Source organism: Cryobacterium sp. SO1, assembly GCF_004210215.2.
Taxonomy (GTDB): domain Bacteria; phylum Actinomycetota; class Actinomycetes; order Actinomycetales; family Microbacteriaceae; genus Cryobacterium.
Genome location: NZ_CP067394.1, coordinates 2,090,733 through 2,106,555 on the forward strand (window position 1 = coordinate 2,090,733; position 15,823 = coordinate 2,106,555).

General features: G+C 68.7%; 15 protein-coding genes. 1 reads left to right on the top strand and 14 read right to left on the bottom strand.

The window, feature by feature from the left end; all coding sequences use genetic code 11:
* Positions 1–35 precede the first annotated feature (35 nt).
* The 6 genes from BJQ95_RS09805 to BJQ95_RS09830 all read right to left on the bottom strand — a co-directional run bounded on the left by BJQ95_RS09805 (position 36) and on the right by BJQ95_RS09830 (position 4,909).
* A complete protein-coding gene (locus BJQ95_RS09805) occupies positions 36–1,091 on the bottom strand; it encodes a DUF4190 domain-containing protein (protein ID WP_165385039.1) in 1,056 nt (351 codons plus the stop codon).
* Positions 1,092–1,182: 91 nt separating this feature from the next.
* Positions 1,183–1,602 carry a transcription antitermination factor NusB gene (gene nusB, locus BJQ95_RS09810; RefSeq protein ID WP_130179293.1) on the bottom strand — a complete coding sequence of 140 codons (420 nt, stop codon included), beginning with the start codon at positions 1,600–1,602 and terminating at the stop codon, positions 1,183–1,185.
* Positions 1,602–2,162: an elongation factor P gene (efp, locus tag BJQ95_RS09815; RefSeq protein ID WP_130179294.1), complete on the bottom strand. Its 561-nt coding sequence runs from the start codon at positions 2,160–2,162 to the stop codon at positions 1,602–1,604. The genes nusB and efp overlap by 1 nt, the downstream gene beginning before the upstream one ends.
* A 188-nt stretch (positions 2,163–2,350) precedes the next feature.
* On the bottom strand, positions 2,351–2,788 hold the full coding sequence (gene aroQ / locus BJQ95_RS09820; protein ID WP_130179295.1) for a type II 3-dehydroquinate dehydratase: 438 nt from the start codon (positions 2,786–2,788) through the stop codon (positions 2,351–2,353).
* Between the two features lie 35 nt (positions 2,789–2,823).
* Positions 2,824–3,270, bottom strand: a complete 447-nt coding sequence (locus BJQ95_RS09825) for a DUF779 domain-containing protein (RefSeq protein ID WP_130179296.1) — start codon at positions 3,268–3,270, stop codon at positions 2,824–2,826.
* A gap of 115 nt (positions 3,271–3,385) precedes the next feature.
* Positions 3,386–4,909 (bottom strand): aldehyde dehydrogenase family protein, encoded by a 1,524-nt coding sequence (locus tag BJQ95_RS09830; RefSeq protein WP_130179297.1) that lies wholly within the window; start codon positions 4,907–4,909, stop codon positions 3,386–3,388.
* Between the two features lie 203 nt (positions 4,910–5,112).
* On the opposite strand from BJQ95_RS09830, the gene BJQ95_RS09835 reads away from it, so the two are divergent.
* On the top strand, positions 5,113–5,811 hold the full coding sequence (locus BJQ95_RS09835) for a DUF6518 family protein (RefSeq protein ID WP_130179298.1): 699 nt from the start codon (positions 5,113–5,115) through the stop codon (positions 5,809–5,811).
* A gap of 16 nt (positions 5,812–5,827) precedes the next feature.
* Here BJQ95_RS09835 and BJQ95_RS09840 read toward each other — a convergent pair whose 3' ends face one another.
* The 8 genes from BJQ95_RS09840 to alaS form a co-directional block, all read right to left on the bottom strand.
* The gene (locus tag BJQ95_RS09840; RefSeq protein ID WP_240694956.1) at positions 5,828–7,228 is read right to left on the bottom strand and encodes a transcriptional regulator; all 1,401 of its coding nucleotides are present in this window, start codon (positions 7,226–7,228) and stop codon (positions 5,828–5,830) included.
* 121 nt (positions 7,229–7,349) lie between these two features.
* Positions 7,350–8,438 carry a 3-dehydroquinate synthase gene (gene aroB / locus BJQ95_RS09845; RefSeq protein WP_130179328.1) on the bottom strand — a complete coding sequence of 363 codons (1,089 nt, stop codon included), beginning with the start codon at positions 8,436–8,438 and terminating at the stop codon, positions 7,350–7,352.
* A 5-nt stretch (positions 8,439–8,443) separates the two neighbouring features.
* Positions 8,444–9,085 (bottom strand): shikimate kinase, encoded by a 642-nt coding sequence (locus BJQ95_RS09850; RefSeq protein ID WP_240694957.1) that lies wholly within the window; start codon positions 9,083–9,085, stop codon positions 8,444–8,446.
* A gap of 10 nt (positions 9,086–9,095) precedes the next feature.
* Positions 9,096–10,304, bottom strand: a complete 1,209-nt coding sequence (aroC, locus tag BJQ95_RS09855) for a chorismate synthase (RefSeq protein ID WP_130179299.1) — start codon at positions 10,302–10,304, stop codon at positions 9,096–9,098.
* A gap of 4 nt (positions 10,305–10,308) precedes the next feature.
* Positions 10,309–11,229: a shikimate dehydrogenase gene (locus BJQ95_RS09860; protein ID WP_130179300.1), complete on the bottom strand. Its 921-nt coding sequence runs from the start codon at positions 11,227–11,229 to the stop codon at positions 10,309–10,311.
* Positions 11,222–12,661, bottom strand: coding sequence for an endolytic transglycosylase MltG (gene mltG, locus BJQ95_RS09865; protein WP_240694958.1), 1,440 nt, complete (start codon positions 12,659–12,661; stop codon positions 11,222–11,224). The genes BJQ95_RS09860 and mltG overlap by 8 nt, the downstream gene beginning before the upstream one ends.
* A 2-nt stretch (positions 12,662–12,663) precedes the next feature.
* Positions 12,664–13,149 carry a Holliday junction resolvase RuvX gene (gene ruvX / locus BJQ95_RS09870; RefSeq protein WP_205750266.1) on the bottom strand — a complete coding sequence of 162 codons (486 nt, stop codon included), beginning with the start codon at positions 13,147–13,149 and terminating at the stop codon, positions 12,664–12,666.
* Between the two features lie 3 nt (positions 13,150–13,152).
* On the bottom strand, positions 13,153–15,807 hold the full coding sequence (gene alaS, locus BJQ95_RS09875; RefSeq protein WP_130179302.1) for an alanine--tRNA ligase: 2,655 nt from the start codon (positions 15,805–15,807) through the stop codon (positions 13,153–13,155).
* Positions 15,808–15,823: the final 16 nt, after the last annotated feature.

Here is a 15,823-nt window from a genome sequence, read left to right on the forward strand (position 1 = left end):
AGCGGGCGGTGTGACTAAGGCAACCTGAGTTTCCGCTAGACCGTCGCGCCGTGAATGAAATCAGCCAGCGCCTGCGGGTCGTTGATGGGGCCACTGTACTGGCTGCCGTTGACCAGGACCGTGGGGGTGCCCTGGATCGACGAGATGTCAGCGCCGGGAATGGGGCCGGTGAGCGCGGCATCGGTGTTCTGCTGTGACCAGCCCTGGTAACGCTCGCTGGCGACACAGTCGGCGATCGGTGCGCTGCCGCTGGACAACGCCACAAGTTCGTCGTCGCTGAGACCAGTGGTGCCCTCGGCCGGCTGGTTCAGGAACAGCGCGGCCAGGTAGTCAAGGGTGGACTCCGGGTTGATTGCTGCCTGGCAGGTCAGCGCGGCGGAGGCCCTGGTGGAATACTCGGAGCCCTGCGACGCCTGGTCGAGGAAGGTGAGCGGGTGCAGGCGTAGGGTGATAGTGCCGTCGTCGACCATGGCCGCGAGGGTGTCGCCGTTGGCGATGTCGAACTGGCCGCAGTAGGGACACATCGGGTCGATATAGAGATCGACAACAGCGGCTCCGATGCCCACCTGAAGGTAGCCGTCGTCCAGGTACGCGGCGCCGGTCTGGCCACTCGCGGCTTCCACGACCGGTGGTTCAACCGAACCCAGCGAGGAGGTGGAATTCGCGACGCCGGTGAGGATCGCGCCAAATGCCGCCGTGAAGAACAGCAGGATCACGAGCATCAGCGCAGCGAACCCCAGGCTCACATAGCCCAGCACCAGGCCGGTTATGGCCAGGCCCCTGCCGGCCTCGCCGGTGCGCCTGATCTGGCCCAGAGCGATGTGCCCGGTGATCACGGCGGCGATGGAACAGCAGAAACCGGTCACCAGCGACACAATCGCCAGGGTGTTGGTACGCGGTGCGTAGGGCCAGCCCACCGGCCCGCCCACCGACCCGGCGTATGGCGCGGGGAGGACCTGGTAGGGAACCGGCGCGGGAGGGGTGGCATGCGACGCGGTCGGCTGGTCGGCCACCGCCCCGGTGCCCGGTTCCGCAGCGCCCGGTCCTGCAGTGCCCGGTGCCCCGGTGCTGTGGTCGGTGCGTTCCGTCATGCTGCTGCTCCCCCTCGTCGACCCGGGCCGGGGCGGATGCACCCGGCCCGGCCTGCCTACAGCCGAAGCCGATACTGCTGGTGCCGCCGGCTCAGGCGGATGGCGCCGTCTGGGCGATCCGGCCGAGCAGCCCGTTGACGAACCCCGCGGAATCATCCGTCGAGAGCACCTTGGCGGCCTCGACGGCCTCGTCGATCGCGACGGCGTGCGGCACAGCGTCGTTGTACAGGATCTCCCAGATGCCGATGCGCAGGATGGCACGGTCGATCGTGGGCATCCGGGAGAGCGACCAGCCCTGCGAATACGTCTCGATCAGTTCGTCGATCTCTTCGCGGTGGTCGACGACCCCGTCGACGATGTCACGCGCGTACAACCACGACACCATGCGGGCCGGTTCGTTGGCGGCGCGTTCGGCCTCCATGGCCAGCGACTGTGGGATCGTGGTCTGGCGGATGTCAGCGGCGTACAGGATATCGATGGCGCGCTTGCGCGCCTTGGTACGGGCGCTCACTAGTTGACGCGGCCGAGGTAGTCACCATTGCGGGTGTCGACCTTGACCTTGGTGCCCTGCTCGAGGAACAGCGGCACCTGGATCTGGTAGCCGGTTTCGACGGTCGCGGGCTTGGTACCGCCGGTGGAGCGATCGCCCTGCAGGCCCGGCTCGGTGTAGGTGATCTCGAGAACGACGGATGCCGGCAGCTCGACGTAGAGCGGGTTTCCGTCGTGCAGGGCCACGGTCACGGCCTGGTTCTCCAGCATGAAGTTGGCGGCATCGCCGACGACGGCGGAAGACACCGTGAGCTGGTCATAGTCGGAGACGTCCATGAAGACGTAGGAGTCGCCATCCGCGTACAGGTACTGGAAGTCGCGGCGATCGACATTCTCGGTCTCGATCTTGGCGCCGGCGTTGAAGGTGCGGTCGACGGTCTTGCCCGTGACGACGTTCTTCAGCTTGGTGCGCACGAACGCGCCGCCCTTGCCGGGCTTGACGTGCTGGAATTCGATGACGGCCCACAGCTGCTTGTCGATGTTGAGGACGACGCCATTTCTAATGTCGGCGGTAGATGCCATGAAGAGGTGTTCCGTTCGATTCAATTGGGAAGGTGCGCGGCCACAGGCCTCAGACGAGTGTAGCCGACAGGCCGCGCCCGATCGATTCCGTGATCTGCGCGACGGCCCGGGCCAGCGTGTTCGGTCAGCGTGTCCAGGCAGCGTGTCCAGGCAGCGTGTTCGGCCGGCGTTTTCGGCCTGCGGCGATCTCAGGCCAGGCGCACGATGTGGTCAAGGGCCAGCCGGTAGGAGTCGAAGCCGAATCCGGCGATCACCCCGGTCGCGACGGCGCTGACGACGCTGGTGTGCCGGAAGGTCTCCCTGGCGTGCGGGTTGGAGATGTGCACCTCGATGAGCGGGATCCCCGCCTTGGTGACCAGGGCCGCGGCGTCGCGCAACGCGTAGCTGTAGTGCGTGAACGCGGCCGGGTTGAGCACCACCGGCGTGTTCGTATCCACGGCCTCGTAGAGCCAGTGGATGAGCTCCGCTTCGTCGTCGGTCTGACGCAGATCGACGGTGACGTCCTCCGGGGCGGCGTCGGTGAGCAGCACCCGCAGGTCGTCGAGATCGGCCGAGCCGTAAACGTCGGGCTCCCGGCTGCCGAGGCGTCCGAGGTTCGGGCCGTTCAGAACGAGGACTGTGCGCATGCACCCAGCCTAGGCCCGGCCGAACCGCGCCCCCGTCAGGCGCTGAACGACTCCATCAGCTCCGAGCGGATGATGAAGCGCACTCCGCGCGGAGCCTCAGCCGAGAAGCCGCCGCCGCGGCCCTTGACGGTGTCGATGAGCAGGGCGGTGTGGCTCCAGTACTCAAACTGTTCGGCCGAGATCCAGAAGTCGATCACCTGTTCCGGCTCGCCCGGCGGCGCGATGTCGAGCCGGCCGAGCAGCACGTCCTGGTCCGACGTGATGAACTCACCGGCCGGAAAGCACATCGGCGAGCTACCGTCGCAACAGCCGCCGGACTGGTGGAACATCAGCGGACCGTGCTCCTCCCAGAGGCTCCGCAGCAGCTCGACGGTGGCCTGGGTCAGGGCGACGCGCGATCGGGTCTCGCCTTGAATGGTGATGCTTGCCTCGACGGCTGCCGTGACGGACGCGTCCGGTGGTGGCGTGATGAGATCGGTCATGGTTCCTCCAGCGAGAGCAGATGCAATGTGATGGACGTGGGTGTGCGGCAGGTCCGGTGGTGCCGTGCGGCCGGGGCGGCTTTCGGGTTGCCGCCCCGGCCGGCACGGTGCAGGTCTAGAAGAAGCCCAGTGCGTCTTCGGAGTAGGACACCAGCATGTTCTTGGTCTGCTGGTAGTGCCCCAGGGCGAGCTTGTTGTTCTCGCGGCCGATGCCGGAGCTCTTGTAACCACCGAAAGCGGCCCCGGCCGGGTAGTTGTGGTAGTTGTTCACCCAGACCCGGCCGGCGTGCAGGTCTCGTCCTGCCCGGTAGGCCGTGTTGCCGTTCCGCGACCAGACGCCGGCGCCGAGACCGTACAGGGTGTCGTTGGCGATGGAGATCGCGTCGTCGTAGTCCTCGAAGCTGGTGACCGCCACGACGGGTCCGAAGATCTCCTCCTGGAAGATGCGCATCTTGTTCTGGCCCTCGAAGATGGTCGGCTGCACGTAGTAGCCGCCGGCCAGGTCGCCGCCGAGGTCGAGCTGCTCGCCGCCGAGCAGCAGCGTGGCGCCCTCCTTCTTGCCGATGTCGATATAAGAGAGGATCTTCTCCAGCTGGTCGTTGCTGGCCTGCGCACCCACCTGGGTGTCGGTGTCCAGCGGGTTGCCCTGCTTGGCCAGCTTGGTGCGTTCGATCGCGCCGCCGAGGAAGCTGTCGTAGATGGGCTTGTGCAGCAGCGCCCGGCTGGGGCAGGTGCACACCTCACCCTGGTTGAACGCGAACAGCACGAAACCTTCCTGGGCCTTGTCGTAGTAGCTGTCGTCCTTCTGCGCCACGTCGTCGAAGAAGATGTTGGCGCTCTTGCCGCCCAGCTCCACCGTCGACGGGATGATGTTGGCGCTGGCGTACTGCAGGATCAGCCGCCCGGTGGTGGTCTCACCCGTGAAGGCGATCTTGCGGATCCTGTTCGAGGAGGCCAGCGGCTTGCCGGCCTCGATCCCGAAACCGTTCACGATGTTGAGCACGCCAGGGGGCAGGATGTCGCCGATCAGCTCGATCAACACCAGGATCGACGCCGGCGTCTGCTCGGCGGGTTTCAGCACGACGGCGTTCCCGGCGGCGAGGGCCGGCGCGAGCTTCCAGACCGCCATCAGGATCGGGAAGTTCCACGGGATGATCTGGCCGACCACCCCAAGGGGCTCGTGGAACTGGTAGGAGACGGTGTCATTGTCGAGTTCGGCGTGGTCACCGTCCTGCGCGCGGATGGCGGCCGCGAAGTACCTGAAGTGGTCCGCGGCCAGCGGCAGGTCGGCGTTCAGGGGCTCGCGGATCGGCTTGCCGTTGTCCCAGCTCTCGGCCACCGCGAGAAGTTCCAGGTTGGCGTCGATGACATCCGCCATCTTGTTGAGCACGGCCGCGCGTTGGGTGGCCGTGGTCTTGCCCCAGGCCGGGGCGGCCTTGTGGGCGGCATCAAGGGCCAGGTCGATGTCCTCGTGAGTGCTGCGGGCGACCTCCGTGAACGGTTTGCCGTTGACCGGGGAGATGTCTTCGAAGTACTGACCCTTCACCGGCGGCACCCATTCGCCTCCGATCCAGTTTTCGTAGCGGGACTTGAAGGTGACTTTGGCGCCCGGTGTGCCCGGGGCGGCGTAAACGGTCATTTCGCTCCTTGTTCGACGACTCTGTCGATGGCGTCCGCGGTCTCGCGGTCCATGCGGTGAGCCTACGAAAACCGAGGTTGCGAAACGTTGCGGTGGGCTCGGGGCCACCTGGGTGCCGGGCGAGGGCGAGGTCATCCTCCGGTTTGCCCCGGTCACCCTCTGGGCGGATGCCCGCACGGGCCGGCCTCTCTATCGTGGGTGAGATGGAACCCCTGGAGAGCACCCGCACCACCCAGCCGGCAGCCCAGCCGGCAGCCGAGCCGATAGCCCTCCGCAGCGGGTGGTGGCACGCCGAGACCCGGCGGTCGGCCCTGTGGGCGATCCTGGTGGCGATCGCCGGCGCGGTGCTGATCGGCGGGCTGACCAGTTTCGCGCAGCAGTACCTGCCGCCCTTGATTCACTCGCTGAGCAACTCCGTGGGCGGCTGGACGATGTTCAGTTTCCTGATCGTCTGGCTCGGCCGGGCCCGGCCGCTTCTCGCCGCGGTCCTGGGCGTGGTGGTGTTCCAACTGCTCGTCGAGTCGTACAGCGTGGTCACCGAGTGGCGTGGCTTCGATGACGGAGATCCGTTCACCTCCATCTGGACCCTTGTGGGCTTGGTCGCTGGTCCGCTTCTCGGTGTCGCTGCCGGTCTGGTGCGGTATGCCCCGCCGTTGTGGCGAGCTCTGGCGGTCACACCCCTGTGCGCTGTGCTCCTGGGTGAGGGCATCTGGGCCCTGAACACTATCGCGGACACCACCAGCCCGGTCTATTGGTCGCTGGAGATCGTGTTGTCAGGCGTCTTCCTGCTGGCGGCGATCCTTCACGCCCGCCTGGCGCCCCGGTCCATATCGCTGGTGGTCTGCGTGGGGCTGCTGGGCACTCTCGCCTTTGTGGCGGTCTGCCTGTTCGTCCTCAGCTGACCGTTCACCGGGTCGGTTACACGCCCAGCTCCGCCTCGATGCGCGCCAGGCTCGCCACCACGGCGGCGCGCTGGGGCGACCGGGCCGGCAACAGCTCCAGGCAGGCTCGCCACACCTCGCTGTCCCAGGTGGCCTCCTCGGTGCGGGCGAAGTCGAGCAACACCTCCACTGACGCGTCGCTGAGCAGGGTCTGGCGAAGGCGAGCACTCACCTCCGCGCGGATCTCCACGACACCGGGCGCTGTCGAACCCGGCAACACGCATCCCCGATAGGCGGCCAGGGCCATCCTGTGGGCACCGCGGCCGAGCAGGCGAAGCACCCGACCGGCATCCGTGTCGACGCTGGTCTCCAGCCGGTACGGGCGCGAGCCGATCCGCAGCTGCGGATGACTGAGCGTGAGCACCCGGCGCAACCGCACCAGCTCGGCGCGCAGGTTCTCCACGCCGTGCGCGGGTTCGTCGCTGAGCAGGCCGGCGAGCCGCTCGGCGGACAGGCCCTGCCGGTGCCAGGCCAGCAGCAGCAGGATCTCGGCGTGCCGGGGACTGAGATCAACGCTCTGCCGGGTGCCGGGTACCGGCGCGCCGAAACCGCCCGGAGTGCCAGCCGGTGGCGCCCCCTGCAGGGTGCCGTGTTCGGTGCCGAGCACGCTCAACAGAATCCCGGGTGCAGTGAAACCCGACGGCCTGGCCGCTGCCGCCCGCGGAGCGCTCAGGCTCTGGATGCGCAGCTCCGCTTCGAGCGCGGCGACGGCCGCCTCCACGAGCGGGAGTGTCTGCGGCGCCACGGCGGCGTCTCCCCCGGTGATGTCGATCACGCCAAGTACCGCCCCGGTGACCGGGTCGTGGATGGGCACTGCTGTGCAACTGAACGGGTGCGCGAGCTGACTGAAATGCTCGGCGCGTTGAATCTGGATGCCGTGGTCGAGCGCCAGGGCGGTGCCGGGAGCGCTCGTGCCGACCCTGGCCTCCGACCAGTCCGCGCCGACGACGAAGTGCATCTCCTCTGCCCGGGTGCGCACGGCGCTGTCACCGTCGATCCACAGCAACCGCCCCGACTCGTCGGCCACGGCAACGATCAACCCGAATTCGGCCGCGTGCCGCACGAGGAGGGTGTTGATCACCGGCAGCACGGCGGCCAGCGGATTGCGGGCGCGCAACCCCTCGAGCTCCTCGGCGCTCAGTGTCGGCGCGGCCTGCGCCGTCAACGGGTCCAGCCGGAGCGTGATCGAGCGTTGCCAGGATTCCCGCACCAGGCGGCGCACGCCGACCTGCAGGGCAGCGGAGCGCAGGTCGGTTCGGTCCCCGATGGCGGCCTCATGCAGGCGTTCCTGCCGGGAGAACCGGCGGAGGGACGAGTCGAGTGAGTCTGCGCTCGACGGGCTTACCGTCCACAGGCTTGCTGGCAACTGGCTGCTCACAACACCACCGATCAACGCTGGTCGTAGGCGACCTGCGTCGCGGCCGGTCGGGTGCTTCATTCTAGGCACAGTCAGCCAGAAAGGTGTGAAAGGAGCACCGCTGGCCGGTGTTCGAACCCGGTTAGGAGCCGATCTCCTGGTACGCGGCGAACAGGAGCGAGGCATCGGGCCCCTCGAGCACTGTGGGCTTGCCGATGTCGTCCAGCACGATGAAGCGCAGCATGCCGCTGCGGGTCTTCTTGTCGCGCTGCATGGTGGCCAACAGCGTGGGCCAGCGACCCACCGGGTAGGTCGTGGGCAGGGTCAGTGACTCCAGGATGCGGCGGTGCCTGTCGACGGCCTCGTCGGAGAGCCGGCCGCTGAGCCTGGCGAGCTCGGCGGCGAACATCATGCCGACGGCGACGGCGGCACCGTGGCGCCAGCCGTAGCGTTCGGCGTGCTCGACGGCGTGGCCGAGCGTGTGCCCGTAGTTGAGAATCTCGCGCAAGCCGGCCTCCTTGAAGTCCGCGCCGACGACGCGGGCCTTCATGGCGATGGCCAGTTCGAGCACCCGACGGAACTCGGGCGTGGTCGGGTCGGTGACGGCGGCGACGTCCGCCTCGACGATGTCGAGGATCTCGGGGATCTGGATGAAGCCGGCCTTCACGATCTCGGCGAAGCCGGCGAGGATCTCGTTGCGGGGCAGGTCGGCGAGAATGTCCAGGTCACAGACGACCGCGGCGGGAGCGTAGAAGGTGCCGACGAGGTTCTTGCCCTCGGCGGTATTGATCCCGTTCTTACCGCCGACGGCGGCGTCGACCATGCCCAGCACGCTGGTGGGGATCTGCACGAGCTTCACGCCGCGAAGCCAGGTCGCCGCGACGAAGCCGGCCAGGTCGGTCACGGCGCCGCCGCCGAAACCGATCACGGCGTCGGTGCGGGTGAAGTCAGCCTGACCCATCACCTGCCAGCAGAACGCGGCCACCTCCACCCGCTTGGCCGGTTCCGCGTCGGGAACCTCGGCGATGAGCACTTCGTAGCGATCCAGCAGGCTCTCCCGCAGGGCGACGGCGCGGGCGCCGAGGTGCGAGGTGTGCACGATGAGCACCTTCTTCACGGTGTCGCCGAGTTGCTCGGCGACGTCGGCGACGATGCCGCGCCCGATCAGGACGGGGTAACTGTCGACACCGCTGACGGTGATGGTGGTGGTGCCGGTTTCTTCGGGCTGCATGTCGGTCACGATTGTTCTCTTACCCATTTCACGATGTCGGCGGCGATGGCGTCGACCGGTCTGGTCGACGTATCGAAGTGGATGCTGGCCAGCGCCTCGTACAGGGGGCGGCGCTCGTCGTAGATGCGCTGCCAGGCGTCCGGGCCCGCCGCAAGCAGCGGGCGTTTGGCGTTCTTGGTGCGGTTCCGCACGGCCTCCGCGGTGGTGCTCAGCGAGATCACCGTGGCGCGGCGCAGGTCGGCGCGGGTGGCCGGGTCCAGCACGGCTCCACCGCCGAGCGATACGACGACGCGGTGCCGCAGCAATGCTGCCTGGACGGCGGCGCGCTCGAGGGACCGGAAGTGCCCCTCACCTGCCGAGGCGAAGATCTCGGTGATCGGCCCGTGGCCGGCGACGATGTCTGTGTCGGTGTCGATGAACGGAACCCGGAGGGTGCGGGCCACGCGGCGACCGATCTTGGACTTGCCCGACGCCATCGGGCCGATGAAGACCAGCGGGTAGAGCGGGGCGTCCGAATCACGGACCGGTTCGACGCTCCGCTCCACCGATCCCGCCGCGCGGACTCCCTGCGCCGCCGGGTCCGTCCGAGCCGGCTCCGGCCTGGCCGCCGGCCAGCCGCCGGCCGGACGGGACGCGTCCGGGCTCAAGAACAGCACGCTAGAGCGTGGCGTCGCTGGACGCCCCGCTGCGCAGGTTGGCCGGGATGTTGGCGAGGTAGGAATCCCGGTTCCGTTTGGTTTCGCCCAGCGAGTCGCCGCCGAACTTCTCCAGCACCGAATTGGCCAGGACCAACGCCACCATGGCCTCGGCGACGACGCCGGCCGCCGGTACCGCACAGACGTCGGAACGCTGGTGGTGGGCGGGTGCGGCCTCGTTGGTGGTGATGTCCACGGTGCGCAGGGCCCGCGGGATGGTGGCGATGGGTTTCATGCCGGCGCGTACCCGCAGCACGGTGCCGGTGCTCATTCCGCCCTCGGTACCCCCGGCCTTGTCGCTGGCGCGCATGATCTCGTCGTCGACCTGGACGAGCTCGTCGTGGGCCTGGGATCCGCGGCGAGTGGTGGTGAGGAAACCGTCGCCGACCTCGACGCCCTTGATCGCCTGGATGCCCATCAATGCGGCGGCCAGCTGGGAATCCAGCCGACGGTCCCAGTGCACGAAGGAACCGAGGCCGGGCGGGAGGTTGTAGGCGAGGACCTCGACGATGCCGCCCAGGGTGTCGCCGTCTTTGTGTGCGGCGTCGACCTCCGCGACCATGAGCGCGCTCGTGGCGGCGTCGAAGCAGCGCAGCGGGTCGGCGTCGAGGGCGTCAACGTCGCCGGGGCGCGGCAGCGGCGAGCCCTCCGGCACGCGAACCGGGCCGATCGAGAGGGTGTGGCTGACCAGTTCGATGCCGAGGCCGGCGAGGAAGGCCCTGGCGACGGCGCCGAGTGCGACACGGGCAGCGGTCTCCCTGGCGCTGGCACGCTCGAGGACCGGGCGGGCCTCGTCGAAGTCGTACTTCTGCATCCCGACCAGGTCGGCGTGACCTGGACGGGGGCGCACCAGCGGCGCACCCCGGCCGCGGGTGAGCAGGGCGGGATCCACGGGCTCAGGGCTCATCACCTCGGCCCATTTGGGCCATTCGGTGTTGCCGATCCGCAGCGCCACGGGGCCGCCGAGGGTGACGCCGTGGCGAACACCGCCGGAAATGTTCAGTTCGTCCTGCTCGAACTTCATCCGCGCCCCTCGGCCGTAGCCGAGTTTGCGGCGCGCAAGGTCGAGGCGGATCGCATCTAGTGTGACCGGGATCCCGGCGGGCAAACCCTCGACAATGGCGAGGAGTTCGGGGCCGTGGGACTCTCCGGCGGTGAGCCAACGAAGCATGGTTCTATCCTTCCACAGCGCGGCCGTCCTCCAACGCGTCGCGCATGGCCTCCAGAACCGCATCCTCGCCGGGAAGCGGTTCAAAGGGGTCGTTGAAGAGGAAGATTCGGATCTGCACCAGGGCCTGGTGCAGCAGCATCGTTCGACCGGACCTGCTTCGTCCGCCGGCGGCCGCCCAGGAGCGGGCCAGGGCGGTGGGCCAGGGCGCGTAGGCCACGTCGAAGAGCAGGGTGGTGGCTCTGAGCGTCTCGGGGAATTCATTCGGCAGGACGGCGTCGCCGGGGAGAGTGCTGATCACCAGGTCGCTGACCCGGTCGGCCGCGGCCAGGGCAGACAGGCCGGAGACCGTGACGACGAGCCCGAGCCGGCGGCCGAGGTCTGCCAGCGGGTCGGCCCGTTCGGGGGTGCGGGCGATGATGTCCACGGTCTCCGCACCGAGATCGGCGGCCGCGACGAGGGCGGATGCGGCCGTCGCGCCGGCGCCGAGCAGGGTGACGTGTGCGGCACGGTCGAGGCCGGCTTCGGCGAGAGCCCGGACCAGGCCGGGCACATCCGTGTTGAAACCGGAGAGCGCTCGCGGGGCGACCGGTGTCGACCCGCCGGCCGGAGGAGCGTCACCGAACCGCACGGTGTTCACCGCGCTGGTGAGAGTCGCGACGCGGTCCAGGTCGTTGAGGCGGGGCTGAATCTCGTGTTTGAGCGGCATCGTCAGCGACAGGCCGAGCCAGTCAGGCGTGAGAGCGTCGAGGAACGTATCCAGTTCGCCCTCGCCCACCTCGACGGCCGTGTACTCCCAATCCAGGCCGAGGACCCGGTACGCCGCGGTGTGCAGCACGGGCGACAGCGAATGGCCGATCGGCGAGCCGAGCACGGCCAACCGGCGCCTCGGCGCCGGGCTCGGTGAGCCGTTTCTCGAATCAGCCATATTCGGGGTGTTCATCCATCCAGTCCAGCCACTTCGCGACGCCGGCTTCGTGTTCCTCCACCGTGCTCGAGAAAATGGTCTCTCCGGTATCGAGGTTCCACGTGACGAAGAATAGCCAGGTTCCGTCAGCAGGGTGCAGGGCGGCGTCGATGGCCAGATCGCCGGGGTTGCTGATCGGTCCGACCGGCAGACCGGGGTGCACGTAGGTGTTGTAGGCGTTGTTCGCGTCGGCGCGTTCGGCATCCGTCGTGGTGACCAGGTGCGTGTTGCCGGTCCCGTAGGCCACCGTGGCGTCCGATTGCAGCAGTCCGCTCTCCCACTGGGCCGGGTCGAGCCGGTTGTAGAACACCCGCGCGACCTTGAAGTAGTCATCCCTGAGGCCCGCTTCGCGCTGGATCAGCGAGGCCATCACGATGGTCGACCAACGGTCGGCGGGAGCGACGCCCGCCGCGTCCAGTGCTTCGAACTGGCGGTCGACGAGGGTCTTGATCGCGTCATGCGCGCTCGTCGCGGGCTGGAACGTGTAGGTGGCCGGGAACAGGAAGCCCTCGAGGCTGGTGGCCTCGGCCGGCAGGCCGAAACCGGACAGGTCCGCCGCGGCGGCCTGCAGGTCAGCCAAGGGGATCTCGGTGCCTTCCGAGATCGACGCCAGCACCTCCCCCGCCGCGGTCCCCTCCGGGATCACCACGGTGAGGTCCTGGCGGGTCTCGGGATCCTGCAGGGCATCAAGCGCGGCCTGGGCGCTCATCTGCGAGGCGAGCAGGTAGGCACCGGGCTGGAAGACCGGGTCGGTCGCCTGTGCGAGGAGCAACGTGTAGAAGGCGTCGTAACTCTTGACCACGTCCTGAGCCACCAGGGTGTTCGCGATGTCGGAGCCGGTGTCACCGTCGTGGATCATGACGAGCTCTTCGCTGCTGCCCGACCCCTCGTAGTCCCCTGGGGGCTGGGTGGCGGCTACGAACTGGCTGATCGGCCCCTGCAGGGCCAGGGCTGCCGCGCCCATCAGCGCGAGAAGGACCAGGATGACCACCAGGCAGCCCCACGCGCCCTTGCGGGACTTCTTCTCCACGGCCGGGTGGTCGGCGAGCTGCGCGCGTCGGTTCGCGCGCGAGTTGGGTCGTCCGGCGCGAGCGGGCGCGCCGGGTGTGCCCGGTGTGCCGGCCGGTGCTGCGGCGGCCTCTGCCTCTGGCATGGTGCCGAACCCGAGCCCGGCGAGGGGGTTCTGCTCGGCGGTACCGGCGTCAACGGGCGGCTCCGCCGCCTGCTGCTCTTCCGCCGGCTGGGCTGGGGCGGCCGGGGTGACAGTCTCGTTCGCAACCTGGGCGTCCCGGGCGGCCTGAGCCTCGCGGAGCGCCCGGCGGGAGGGCAGCGGCGCGTCGCCAGCGCCGCCCGACACGTTCGGGTCGGGGTTTTCCGGCGGACTTTTCGCCACGGTTACGGCCTTCCGGTCTGGTCGACGGACGTGCCGGCTGGCTTGCCGGAGGCACGTTCGGTATCGAGAGCATGCTGCAAAATGATAGTCGCGGCCACCTGATCGACCACTGGACGCTGGGTGCGCGTGCTGCGTCCGGCCGTGCGGAGGGCGGCGTGAGCCGACACCGTGGACAGACGCTCGTCGACGAGGCGCACGGGGACCGGCACGGTTCCGGCGAGGGTGGTGGCGAACGTGACCGCGTCATCCGTGGAGGCAGTGTGCCGTCCCGACAGCCCCAGCGGCAGCCCGACGATCACTTCGACGGCGTCCAGCTCGGCCACGATGGCCGCGATCCTGCTGAGGTCCGTCGGTGCGGCCCGGTCCCGGGGCACCGTTTCCCTTGGCACCGTCTCCACCGGCGTCGCCAGCATGCCGTGGAAGTCGCTGCGGGCGACGCCGATCCGCACCGTGCCGACATCGATTCCCACGCGCACGCCGGTTCGCATGGGCTAGTGGGCCACCAGAGCGCGCAGGGTACTGAGCGCCTCCGCGATGAGCTCCACCCTGGTGCCACCGCCCTGGGCCAGGTCGTCCTTACCGCCACCGCCGCCGCCGAGGATTCCGGCGAGCTGCTTGGCCAGCGCGCCGGCCTTCTGACCGGCGTCCCGGGCCGCCGCATTGGTGGCCACGATCACGACGGGCTTGTCGGCCACCCGCGCGGCGAGGGCGACGACCGCGGGGTCGTTGCCGAGGCGCTCACGGGTGCCGGTGACCAGCATCCGCACCTCGTCGGCGGAATTGAGCGTGCCGAGGTCTTCGGCCACCACGGTGAGTTCGCCGATCCGGCTCGCCTGCGCGACAAGGGCAGGCACCCGGTCGCTCAGGGCTCGGGCCTCGAACGAGGCGATCTTCTTCTCGGCGGCCTTCAGGCTCTGCATGAGGTCCATGATCTTGGCCGGCAGCTGCTCGCGAGGGGTCTTGAGGTTGCTGGTGAGCTGAGACACGATCGCCCGTTCGGCGGCGAGATCGCGGAAGGCCTCGAGCCCGACAAGGGATTCAACGCGGCGGTTGGTGGAGCCGACCGACGCTTCGCTGACGAGGTTGATCATGCCGATCTCGGCGCTGGAGGCCACGTGGGTGCCCGCGCAGAGTTCGCGCGACCAGGGGCCGCCGATGTCGACGACGCGCACGGTCTCGCCGTACTTCTCGCCGAACAGGGCCATCGCGCCGAGTGCCTTCGCTTCTGCCAGCGGCAGTTCGCGAGTGCTCACCTGCAGGTTGTCACGGATGGCGTTGTTGGAGATCTCCTCGATCTCACTGCGCGTGGCCGGGGACAGGGCCTGGTTCCAGGAGAAGTCCAGCCTGAAGAAGCCGGCCTTGTTGTAGGAGCCGGACTGGTGCGCGTTCGGGCCGAGCACCTGGCGAAGGGCTGCGTGCAGGATATGCGTGCCCGAGTGCGCCTGGCGGGCGCCGCGGCGCCAGTCGGGGTCGACGACGCTGGTGGCGGGGTCGCCCACGCCCACCTCGCCGCTGGAGACCTGCACCTTGTGGCTGATCAGGCCCTTGACGGGCTTCTGCACGTCGAGCACCTCGAGCTCGTAGCCGGGGCCGACGATCAGGCCGGCGTCGGCCTCCTGGCCGCCGGACTCCGCGTAGAGGGCGGTCTCGGCGAGGATGACCTCGGCGATGTCGCCGGCGACGGCACGGGTCACCGAGGCGCCGTCCACGATCAGGCCCAGGATGCTGGACTCGGTCTGCAGCATGTCGTACCCGGTGAACACGGTCTCGCCGTGCGCGCGGAAGGCGCTGTACACGGAGAGGTCGGCCAGGTGGGTCTTCTTGGCCTTGGCGTCGGCCTTGGCCATCGCGCGCTGCTTCGCCATCAGGGTGTTGAAGGCCTCACGGTTGACGCTGAGGCCGGCTTCCTCGGCCATTTCGAGGGTGATCTCGATGGGGAAGCCGTAGGTGTCGTGCAGCAGGAACGCGGTGTCGCCGGGCAGTTCGGCCTTTTCGGCCTTCTTGGTCTTCGCCACCGCGAGGTCGAGGACGCTCGAACCGCTGGCGAGGGTGCGCAGGAAGGTTTCTTCCTCGGCGTACGCGGCCTGGCTGATCCGGTCGAAGTCGGCGGCGACCTCCGGGTACGCGGCGCTCATGGCGTCGCGGGAGGCTGGGAACAGCTCGGTGAACGAGGCCGTGTCCACGCCGAGCAGGCGCATCGCGCGCACACTCCGGCGCATCAGACGGCGCAGGATGTAGCCGCGCCCCTCGTTGGACGGCAGGACGCCGTCGCTCATCAGCATCAGGGAAGAGCGCACGTGGTCGGCGACGATGCGCATCCGCACGTCGTCGTCGTGCACGGCGCCGTACCGGCGGCCGGAGAGGGCGGCGGCCCGGTCCAGGACCGGGCGGACCTGGTCGATCTCGTACATGTTCTCGACGCCCTGCTTGAGGAACGCGACGCGCTCCAGCCCCATGCCGGTGTCGATGTTTTTCTTGGGCAGGTCGCCCAGGATCTGGAAGTCGTTCTTGCCGGTGCCCTCGCCGCGGAGGTACTGCATGAAGACGAGGTTCCAGATTTCCACGTAGCGGTCGTCGTCGGTGGCCGGGCCGCCGTCGATGCCGTAGGCGGGGCCGCGGTCGAAGAAGATCTCGCTGCACGGTCCGGCAGGTCCAGGCTGACCGGTGGACCAGTAGTTGGTGTCCATGCCCAGGCGCTGGATGCGGTGCTCGGGCAGGCCAAGGGCACGCCAGTAGCCGAACGCCTCGTCGTCGTTCTCGTAGACGGTGACCCAGAGGTCCTTCTCGGCGAAGCCGTAGCCGCCGTCGGCCTCGTTCGAGGTGAGCAGCTCCCAGGCGTAGCTGATCGCCTGTTCCTTGAAGTAGTCGCCGAAGGAGAAGTTGCCGCTCATCTGGAAGAAGGTGCCGTGCCGCGGCGTCTTGCCGACCTCTTCGATGTCGTTGGTGCGGATGCACTTCTGCACGCTGGTGGCCCTGGGGTACGGGGCGGGCACCAGACCGGTGAGGTAGGGCACGAACGGCACCATGCCGGCCACGGTGAAGAGGAGGGAGGGGTCATCGCTCACGAGCGACGCCGACGGGACGACGGTGTGTCCACGATCGGCGAAGAAGTCGAGCCAGCGCCCGCGAATGTCGGCAGTCTGCATGGGGTCCGTACTGTTA